Source organism: Prosthecobacter sp. (assembly GCF_044232965.1).
Lineage (GTDB): Bacteria > Verrucomicrobiota > Verrucomicrobiia > Verrucomicrobiales > Verrucomicrobiaceae > Prosthecobacter.
Window position 1 is genome coordinate 1 of record NZ_JBIIKX010000124.1, and the last position, 9,274, is coordinate 9,274.

9 protein-coding genes are annotated in these 9,274 nt (G+C 61.1%); all 9 read left to right on the plus strand.

Going from position 1 to position 9,274, the window contains the following annotated elements:
• Window positions 1-983: 983 nt before the first annotated feature.
• Window positions 984-1,244, plus strand: a complete 261-nt coding sequence (locus ACILSI_RS26115) for a helix-turn-helix domain-containing protein (RefSeq protein WP_395724866.1) — start codon at window positions 984-986, stop codon at window positions 1,242-1,244.
• Window positions 1,245-1,255: 11 nt separating this feature from the next.
• Window positions 1,256-2,059 carry a fibronectin type III domain-containing protein gene (locus ACILSI_RS26120; protein WP_395724867.1) on the plus strand — a complete coding sequence of 268 codons (804 nt, stop codon included), beginning with the start codon at window positions 1,256-1,258 and terminating at the stop codon, window positions 2,057-2,059.
• A 108-nt stretch (window positions 2,060-2,167) separates the two neighbouring features.
• Window positions 2,168-2,767, plus strand: a complete 600-nt coding sequence (locus ACILSI_RS26125; RefSeq protein WP_395724868.1) for a hypothetical protein — start codon at window positions 2,168-2,170, stop codon at window positions 2,765-2,767.
• A gap of 243 nt (window positions 2,768-3,010) precedes the next feature.
• Window positions 3,011-4,219, plus strand: coding sequence for a serine hydrolase domain-containing protein (locus ACILSI_RS26130; protein ID WP_395724869.1), 1,209 nt, complete (start codon window positions 3,011-3,013; stop codon window positions 4,217-4,219).
• A gap of 373 nt (window positions 4,220-4,592) precedes the next feature.
• A complete protein-coding gene (locus ACILSI_RS26135; protein WP_395724870.1) occupies window positions 4,593-5,222 on the plus strand; it encodes a hypothetical protein in 630 nt (209 codons plus the stop codon).
• A gap of 48 nt (window positions 5,223-5,270) precedes the next feature.
• Complete coding sequence (locus tag ACILSI_RS26140) at window positions 5,271-5,906, plus strand: DUF1080 domain-containing protein (RefSeq protein ID WP_395724871.1); 636 nt, start codon at window positions 5,271-5,273, stop codon at window positions 5,904-5,906.
• An 18-nt stretch (window positions 5,907-5,924) separates the two neighbouring features.
• Complete coding sequence (locus ACILSI_RS26145) at window positions 5,925-6,362, plus strand: SAM-dependent methyltransferase (protein WP_395724872.1); 438 nt, start codon at window positions 5,925-5,927, stop codon at window positions 6,360-6,362.
• Entirely contained in the window at window positions 6,355-7,503 is a 1,149-nt protein-coding gene (locus tag ACILSI_RS26150; protein WP_395724873.1) for an MGH1-like glycoside hydrolase domain-containing protein, read from the plus strand. Before ACILSI_RS26145 ends, ACILSI_RS26150 begins: the two co-directional genes overlap by 8 nt.
• Before the next feature lie 2 nt (window positions 7,504-7,505).
• On the plus strand, window positions 7,506-9,274 hold a 1,769-nt coding region (locus ACILSI_RS26155; RefSeq protein WP_395724874.1), incomplete at its 3' end, for a beta-L-arabinofuranosidase domain-containing protein.

Consider the following 9,274-nt stretch of genomic DNA (forward strand, 5'->3'; position numbering starts at 1 on the left):
GGGTGGCTGCGGGAAGTTCTCCGGCGACTATCCAGAGTTCCTGCTGGCGTTGCTTGGTTTGGCGTTGCTCAAACATGCAGGGTTGTTCTCATCACCCAGGAGGAGAGGTTTTTCAACAGGCTGTTAACCCATACGCCCTTGAATATCTCCTGGTCTGCTAACGGAACGTCCTTCCAGCTCGCGCTATTTGGATACCGCTCAAAGACCGCACAGTCTTCGGCAGAGAATACGAGACTCGGATTGGTTAATTGTGCCATAAGTCAATGATGCCAGTTTTTTGATCGAGCGCCGGAACAGATGAATTGGGCAGGCGGCATGGAGGAAAACGGAAGACCTCAGTGTGAAGCACATCCACGGCGCTGTCGCCATGTTAGATTCGACAGACCGCCACGCTGAACCGCCTGCGCCGGGCGCTGAAGCCGAGACTTTGAGATTGGGAGAGGGCTGCGCCGGAGACTGGGAGACTTGGAACAGGCCAGTCTCAATAAGAGGTCATTTCAGCCCTTTTTCAGGTCACACTTGAGAATGAAGAGGTCACTTTTCCCAAAAGTGATCTCGGATTCGGGAAAATCTGTCGGAACCGCGCATGGTTTCGCCGGAATCACGGGCACTTCCGCCGGAATCACGCGTGGTTCTGACGGAGGGGCGGGCAGTTCTGACGGATTCATGAGGGGTTCTTTCGGAGGTGCTCGTGGTTCTTTCAGAAGGGCGCGGGGAGTTGTCAGAAGCAGCCGGGATTCTGAAAGAGGCGGGAGCAGCGCTGTCGAAAGCGTGGGCTCTTCCGGCGGCATGGGGCATGCTTCTTTCAAAGGCGCGAGCAGCTCTGAAAGAAGGGCGCCAGGGGCTGGAGGAAGCGCGGGCGGTTCCTCCGGAATATTTATTTTATTCTTCACATTCAGAGCCGGTTTTGGCAGACTTCTCGCCCGCTGGTCCGCCAGAGTGGTCCAGCGCCTGTTCCGATAAACCTTCAGCCTTCATCTCTTATGAAACTGCCTGTTTTAACGAATAAAAACGAGCTGATGCCGCTCTCGGCCCACCTCGGTGCCGTGTTCCGCCGTCTGCGTCTGGCGCAGCATCTGTCCCAGCGCGTGGTGGCCCGTCTTTCGGGCATCGCACGCTCGGACATCAGCCTCTTTGAGCGCGGGAAGCAGCGCATCTACCTGGACACCTTTGAGCGCATCTGCGTGCCGCTGGGCAGACGCCCGGTGCTGGTGCTCGGAGAGACGGAAGAAGTGGCCTACTGAACGATGCGGTCATGGACCGGAACAACGACCTCCCACTTTGGGCGGGTTTTGTGATTCAATGGTCGGTGACTGGAGCAGACGCCATGGCCCTCAAATTCGATACCCCCAACATCCGCATGGACGAGGCTCATCGATATGATGCAAGCCCGGCGCCAGCTCCGAACTTGAACCTCAAATCCAAACGACCGATGCACAAAATTAAGCTCGAATTAGGCAAGAAAACACCCGCACAGAAGATCACTCTCGGTGAGACTCATGATGCGGCCATGACTGGCAACACCGCCTTTCCCACGGCCACCCGCATCCCTGCGGATGCCGCCTACCAGGCCATCCTCGCGGAACTGGTGAGCGCGGAGGCGGACGTGAACCTCAAAAAAGTGGCGCTCAAGCAGGCGCTGGAAACGCGTGACGCGAAGGAGGGTGCCTTTGATGTGGCCATCACCAGCCGCGCCAATTACTGCGAGGCGGCCCAGCCGAATGATGACGCGGCTCTGGCCAGCGCGGGCCTGCCCCTGCGCGGTGTCCCCGCGCCTGTGGGCGACCTGGCCGCGCCGGCCAATCTCGCCGCCACGGCGGGCGACAATGAAGGTGAGGTGGACCTGAGCTGTGATCCGGTGAACGGCGCACGCAGCTATGAGTGGCAGTGCCGCCTGCACTCGGAACCGGCGAACTGGCAGCCGGTGAAAAGCTCGACGGCGAGCAGCATCACGGTGACGGGCCTGACGCCCGGCTCTCTCTATGCCTTCCGTGCCCGCGGCATCGGTGCCACGGGCAACGGCCCCTGGAGTGATGAAGCGGTGAAACGCGCGCCATGAGGCGGAGCCAGCGCCGTTGACCATGGTTGACGGTGGTTTTCCCAAACCACTGTCAACCACCGTCAACGCTCGCACAGCGAGCCTCAACCACTGTCAACTTCCCCCGCCATGCCCTTCGACCCCACCTACCCGCCGCTGAACGCGGACATCGAGTCAGCGCCGCTGCGCAACCAATTCAACAGTCTCAAAGCATTGATCGATGCGGTCTCCGGTGTGACCTCGGCGGTGGTGGATGCGGTGACGTCCCTGCCCTCCGGTGATCCGGCGACGGTGAGTGTGTCCGTGATCGGAACGGAGCTGCATCTTTCGTTCGGCATCCCCCGGGGTGCCACGGGAGCCCAAGGCAACGACGGACCCCAGGGTCCGCAAGGCGCGGTGGGGCCTCAGGGTGATCCCGGTGGGCCACCCGGACCTGCCGGCCCTGAGGGACCGAGCGGTCCTGCCGGCCCAGCCGGCCCTGAGGGACCGAGCGGTCCTGCCGGCCCAGCCGGCCCAGCCGGCCCCGATGGGCCTGCGGGACCGACCGGCCCGCAAGGCCTGCCCGGAGAAGTGTCGCAGTCCGACCTCACCGCCGCCATGACCACGATGACGGGCAATAGCAGCGCGAACAGCAATGTCGTGGCCACCCTCGACACTCCCTATGCGGATCCTGATGCGGAGGCACTGCGGCTGGCTTTCAACAGCCTCGTGCAGGCCTTGAGGCGATAGCAGAGGCGGGGAGACACGTGCTGACCGGGAACCATGAGCTGGCCCACCGGAACTGTATTTTCTGCCCATTCGGAATTCCATGGGACCCATGGACTATCATGATTAACCACCGTTAGTTAATCTGAAGCCCCCATTCCCCGCCCTTTCAGAACTTCATGAGACTTTAGTCCTACACCGCCCCCAGGCTTCTCTGCTGGACCTTGCCTACCGGGGGACTTTGCGCTGTGATGTGGCGCACCTCCCATGAAGCGTTTTCCATTCCTCCTCTCACTCGCCGCCGCCGCCACTCTCCACGCTAAAAAGCCCGAACCTGCGGAAGCGCCGCCTTCCCCCATCTCGGCAGCGATGCAGGGCTTTGTGGAGAAAGGGGAGCTCGCCGGTGCGGTGACGCTGGTGTGGAGCGGCGACAAGATCGTGGCTCATGAGGCGGTGGGATTTCAGGATCTGGAAAGCAGGACGCCGATGGCGAAGGACAGCCTGTTTTGGATCGCCTCCATGACGAAGCCGCTGACGGCGATGGGCGTGATGATGCTGGTGGAGGAGGGCAAGCTGGGCCTGGATGATCCGGTGGAGAAGCATCTGCCGGAGTTTCGCGGGCAGATGCTGCTGAAGGAGAAGAAGGCCGAACAAACGGTGCTGGTGAAGCCTGCCCGCGCCATCACGATCAAGGACCTGCTGACGCACACGAGCGGGCTGGTGGGCAGCAGCCCGCTGGATGCCGAGGCACTGGATGTGCTGACGCTGAAGGAGGCGGTGATCACGTATGCGCTGAGCCCGCTGCAATTCGAGCCGGGCAGCAAGTGGTCCTACTGCAATCCGGGGATCAACACACTGGGAAGGCTGATCGAGGTGGCGGGTGGTGATGACTACGCGAAGTTCATGGAGCGGCGCTTCTTCAAGCCGCTGAAGATGAATGACACGACCTTCTGGCCGAGCAACGGCGATGTGAAAAAGCGCCTCGCCACCTCCTACAAACCCGGTGCCGATGGCAAGGGCCTGGAGCCCACGACGGTGAAGTATCTCACCGCGCCCTATTCGAGCAAAAGGCGCACACCGCTGGCTGCGGGCGGCCTGTTTTCCACGGCTGAAGATCTGCTGACGATCTACCGCATGGCGCTGAATGGCGGTGAGCTCGACGGCAAACGCTATCTCAGCGCCGAGAGCCTGAAGCTGATGGCGCAAAACCACACAGGCGATCTGAAGGCGGGCTTTGCCGATGGCATGGGCATGGGCCTTGGCTTCCAAGTGGTGACGACACCGACCGGAGTCACGGGCACGCTGAGCGCGGGAACCTTTGGTCATGGCGGGGCTCATGGCACGCAGGGCTGGATCGACCCGGTGAAGAAGACGATCCACATCCTGCTGATCCAGCGCACCGGCCTGCTGCCGACGGGCGATGCCTCGCCAATGCGGCAGGCCTTTCATGAGGCCTTTGCCGGGATGCCGAAGTGATGCAGCGGGCCTGTTCTTCACAGCCGGATGTGAACAAGAAAATCATGCGCTGGTTTGATCCGGCGCGGAAGCTCGCCATCTGTCGCCATCCTCATCAGTGAATGGACGGCACACCACGCAAACCCAATTCGACTTCCTCACCGGGCGCGAAACCACCCTCGCGCGGGCGCTCGTCGGCGCGGACGAACGATCAGCTTGCTCTGCCCTTAACCGACTCCGAGCGAAAGGCCTCGCGGAAGCAGCTCGACTCACTCCATCCCGGCAATCGGCTACGCCTGATGTTTGGGCAGCCCTTGTTGCCGCAAGAGCCCGAGAGTGGGAAGTCCCGCTGATCCGGCTGGACGGGCTCGGCATCGGCCGAGATGCGGATGGGATGCTCTCTTCCAAGACGCTCGTGCCATTAAAGACAGGCGCGGAGGCGAGTCCCTTCATGGATCGGCAATGGGAGGTGGTTTATAAACTCTTCCCACTTCATGCCACGGGCGGCCTGGGGAAGACCTTTGAGATCGAACGCATGGAAGAGGGTGACGGCTTCGAAATGACCGTGCGTGATGCCATCCTCGCGGAGACGATGGAGAAGCTCATGGTCCTGCACGATGCCGGCGCGCATCCGACGGAGATCGTGGGCATCGATGACCAGGGCGACTATCTCGTGGTGAAGCAGCCGCTGGCGCAGCCTTATGTCGATCTTGAGGAAGACCGGCTGGTGGCCATCGAGCGCGTGAAGGCGGTGCCTTGCAAGGCGCGCTTTCGCCGCAATGTCTGGGTGCTCTGGATGCACAATCAGGCATGGATCATGAGTGATTTGCATCCGGGAAACATCATGCGCGAGCCGGATGGCCGGCCCTGCATCATCGACGCGCTGCTGGCTCCCTTGCCTCCCGGCGTGATCGAGACGGACCGATTCCTCCGCGAGGCGGTGGACGATGCCCGCGCCTGGCGCGAAGGCCGCCCTCGCCGTGCCAGCGATCCCTTCGCGCTGGTGTCGGACGATGATTTGTGATTCGTGATTGGCAGCGCGGGAGCTTTTCTCCATACTCGCCGCCCCATCATGAAAACCCGCGCCTTCCTCGCTGCCCTCGTGGCTCTTTCCGCTCTCCCCGCCATCGCTGAAGATGGCTTCACGCCGCTCTTTGACGGCAAAACCATGACCGGCTGGAAGAACGCCTACGACTGGGGCAAGATCGAGGTGAAGGACGGTGAGATCCATCTCACGGGAGAGAAGAAGTTCTTCGTCATCACCGAGAAGACCTACAGCGACTTCATCTTCGAAGGCGACATCTTCCTGCCCGAAGGCCAGGCGAACAGCGGCTTCATGTTCCGCGCGCATGTGCAGCCAAACAAAGTCTTCGGCTATCAGGCCGAGGTGGATGGCGATGCAAAGCGCAAGTGGTCCGGCGGTCTCTACGATGAAGGCCGCCGCATGTGGTTCATCAGCCCGATCAAGGGCAGCAAGGAGAGCGAAGATGCCTTCCGCGCCCGCGCTGGTGATGCTTTTAAACGCAACGACTGGAACACCTACCGCATCACCTGCCAGGGCAAGAAGCTCAAGATCGAAGTGAATGGCGTGGTCACCACCGACGTGGAAGATGACATGGATGCCAGCGGCGTCATCGCCATCCAGCATCACGGCGAAAAGGGCGCGACCTACAAGTTCCGCAATCTGCGCATCAAGGAGTTGAAGTAAGCTTTCGCATTCCCTTCGATGGCTGAATCCTTCGCCGCCTTCATGGCCCGCGCGCTGCATGATCCGCAGCGTGGGTATTATGCGCGGAGGATTCAGGGCATCGGCGGCCAGCGCGGCGACTTCGCCACAGCGGCGACGCTTTCACCGCTGCTCGGGCAGGCCATCGCTGCCTGGATTCAGGAAAACCGACGAGCGATGCCCGAGGTGCGACATGTCATCGAAGTCGGTGCAGGCAATGCAGTGCTGATGGAGACCGTGCGGAAGTCGCTCGGCTGGTGGCAGCGGCGGAAGTTTCAATGGCACATTGTCGAGACTTCGGTGGCTTTGCGGGAGCAGCAAAAGCAGCGCCTGGGTACGGCAGTGACGTGGCATGTGGATCTGGAGTCGGCGCTGAGGGACTGCGGTGGTGCGGCCTTCGAACCGCGATGGCTGCCTCGAGGCATGGAGCATGGGTGACACCGGGGAGGACCACTGCACGAAATTCGGCGACTCCTACCACTTCTGGAGCTTTGACTTTCCTCCCACACCGGAGCGGGTCACGAGCCTGCAGCTGGCAGCATTGAAGCGCCAAAAAGTGACGTGGCAGCCGGACTCCTCGGCAGATCGGAAGCTCGAATCCCCAATGCCTGTGGAGTCCATGGATATCATGTCGTATTCCTACGCCAACCGCCGCACCCTTGCCGCGATCTCGAAAATTCTGGGCAACGGCCGCGAGGCACACTGGACCGGGCAGGCCGCCAAAGTAAGCGCCAAGATCAAAGACCACCTCTGGATCCCCGAAAAGAAGGCCTGCTTCGATCACGATCGGAATGGAAAAATCATCGAGATCCTGGTCCACAATAATCTTCGCTGCATGTATTTCGGCAGTTTTGACCAGGAGATGGCCGATCAGTTCGTGCGCCACCATCTGCTCAATCCCAAGGAGTTCTGGACGCCGGTGCCGCTGCCGTCTATCGCGGCGAACGACCCAAAGTTCAGAAATGTCCCCGGCAACGACTGGAGCGGACAATCCCAAGGGCTGACCTTCCAGCGCGCCATCCGCGCCCTGGAGAACTACGGGCACTATGCCGAGCTTTCGTTGATCGGAACCAAGCTGCTCGAGACCATCCAGCAGGATAAACTCATCTTCGGGCAGCAGTATGACCCTTTCACCGGAGCCACCAAAAATCGCACTGGCTATGGACCGACCATCCTGTCCGCGCTCGAATACATCTCGCGGATGCAGGGCGTTCATCTCAACCTCATCAACGATCAGGTCTGGTGGTCAGCGTTGGAAGGTGAAGATTTCACATATACGCAGAGATGGGGCGACCGGACCTGGACGGTGACCGCGACGAAAGGCCGTTTCACCGCCAGCATCGGCGACAAGGAGGTATTCTCCTGTGTGCGCGGCGTCCGCGTGGTGACTGACCTTGCCGGTAACGTGTGCGAAGTCGTCGGCATCGCTCCCGAACCGCACAGCGTCGTGCTTCAGATTGCTGGTGTCCGTCATGAACTCACCGTGAAGCCAAACCAAGTGTGGCGGCCTGATGCCGCCAAGCCGGTGCTGCTCCGCGCGGCCCCATTCGACTACCCCTATCAGGAAAACGCTAAGTGACCATGAAACACACCCTCCCCCTCCTCACCGCCCTGCTGCTCGCGCCACTGGCCGTATCCACGTCACACGCGGCGGAAGCCGGAGAACCTGCGACGCATTTTTCGACGTTCGCGCAGGCCACTCTGCACGAGTCGCCCTTACTCAACCGGATCAAGCTGGCGAAGCAGCGGGGACGATCCTACCCGATGGATTCACTCGATTTCATCATGGTGGATTTGGAGCGGCCGGAGACCCTGACACGGCACGCCGATTTCTTCACCGGGGATCTGACCGGCCGATACCTCGACTTCCTCGCCGCCAGCGCGCATCTCGAACCGTCTGACCACGACCGAATGCAGGTGCTGTTCAAGCGCATGCTGGCGTGTCAGGCACCGAGTGGGACTTTCGGCAGAGTTCAAGGCGTTTACACGGAACCGGCCTGGATGGCCGCGAGCAAGGTCTTCATCGGATTACTGAGTTATTATAAGGAGACGGGAGATCCGAAGGCGCTCGCGGCGGCACGCAAGAACGCGGAGTTTTTCTTCGCGAACCTGAATCGGGTCAGGGAGGCCTCCATTCAGCAGAAGAAGCCGGAAGACCTCCACAAATGGATCAGGACCGCAGGAAGCTTGGGTGACTTCGGCACCATTATCACCGAGCCCATGGCAGAGCTGTTCGGCATCACCGGAGATCAGCGTTGCCTGGACGTATGCCGGGCGGTGGCCGAGGCGCAGGAGTCGCGCCCGTTGAAAGGGAGAGGGATTGCGGTGGGCGTGCAGACCACGCTCCGAGGGCTGCAGCTCGCCGCCATCTACACGGGTGATACGTCTTGGAACAAGCAGCCGGAGCAGTTCAGGAAGGAGGTCGCCGATAAGGCCGTCTGGGCGGACGGCAATATCAGCGAGAAGGTCCTCCCCTCCAGCTCCCGCAACGAAGGGTGCGCCATCGCAGAGTGGATCATGTTGAACCTCAATGCCGGATTCATCTCAGGCGAAGATGAGGCCTACGAAAAGGCCGAGAACGCCCTGTGGAACGCCCTGTTTCTGAATCAGACGGTCAACGGCGGTTTCGGCCATCGTGAACTTGAATCCGACCACACCTATGGCGGAGCGGTGCTGGAATCGGAAGCGTGGTGGTGCTGCCTGCACAACGCCGGGGTCGCCATGGTCGAGTTTGCCGACCACGCGGTGACCCTGCGGGGTGATGAAATACGGGTCAACCTGCTGGTGCCGGGGCGTTACCGGCTTCCCTACAAGGGAACCACGATCGAGGTCGATGTGAGCACTCGCTATCCCGAGAAGGCCGACACCACCGTGGTGATCAGCGGGGCACCGGCGGAGATGAAGGCCCGCATCCGCATTCCGTCCTGCATCAACGGCGCGGAGGTGAAAGTGACGAACCTGCCAGGAGGCAAGACCCGCCACGTCCTGAGCGGCCGGATGGGCTATCAGCTTGAGGAGGTGAGAAACGGCGTCGTGCTGCGCTATGGACCGCTGGTCATGGCACCGCTGCGTTACGCGCAAAATGTCAAGGTGACGAACAAGGATAACGACTTCCTCAAAGGCTACGTTTTCGAACGGATCGACAAAGGACGAGCCACCATCGTGCCTCCCGCCAGGGATGCCGATGGGTTCTACCTCTTCCCGAAGGAGCCCAAGCCGATTTGGAAGAACTACGAGGAGGGCACGCTCTCCCGCCTGGCCTTCGATAACCTCTCGATCAACGTCAAGCTGGCGTATCCCGACGGCACCAGTCAGGAGCAGCGCTTTTGGCCCGAGTGTTACAGCACCAC

Bases quoted from the DNA above. Each gene is read 5' to 3' on its own strand.
- ACILSI_RS26135 (WP_395724870.1), top strand. From the start codon at position 4,593: ATGCTCTCTTCCAAGACGCTCGTGCCATTAAAGACAGGCGCGGAGGCG.
- ACILSI_RS26145 (WP_395724872.1), top strand. From the start codon at position 5,925: ATGGCTGAATCCTTCGCCGCCTTCATGGCCCGCGCGCTGCATGATCCG.
- ACILSI_RS26130 (WP_395724869.1), top strand. From the start codon at position 3,011: ATGAAGCGTTTTCCATTCCTCCTCTCACTCGCCGCCGCCGCCACTCTC.
- ACILSI_RS26150 (WP_395724873.1), top strand. From the start codon at position 6,355: ATGGGTGACACCGGGGAGGACCACTGCACGAAATTCGGCGACTCCTAC.
- ACILSI_RS26125 (WP_395724868.1), top strand. From the start codon at position 2,168: ATGCCCTTCGACCCCACCTACCCGCCGCTGAACGCGGACATCGAGTCA.
- ACILSI_RS26120 (WP_395724867.1), top strand. From the start codon at position 1,256: ATGGACCGGAACAACGACCTCCCACTTTGGGCGGGTTTTGTGATTCAA.
- ACILSI_RS26140 (WP_395724871.1), top strand. From the start codon at position 5,271: ATGAAAACCCGCGCCTTCCTCGCTGCCCTCGTGGCTCTTTCCGCTCTC.
- ACILSI_RS26115 (WP_395724866.1), top strand. From the start codon at position 984: ATGAAACTGCCTGTTTTAACGAATAAAAACGAGCTGATGCCGCTCTCG.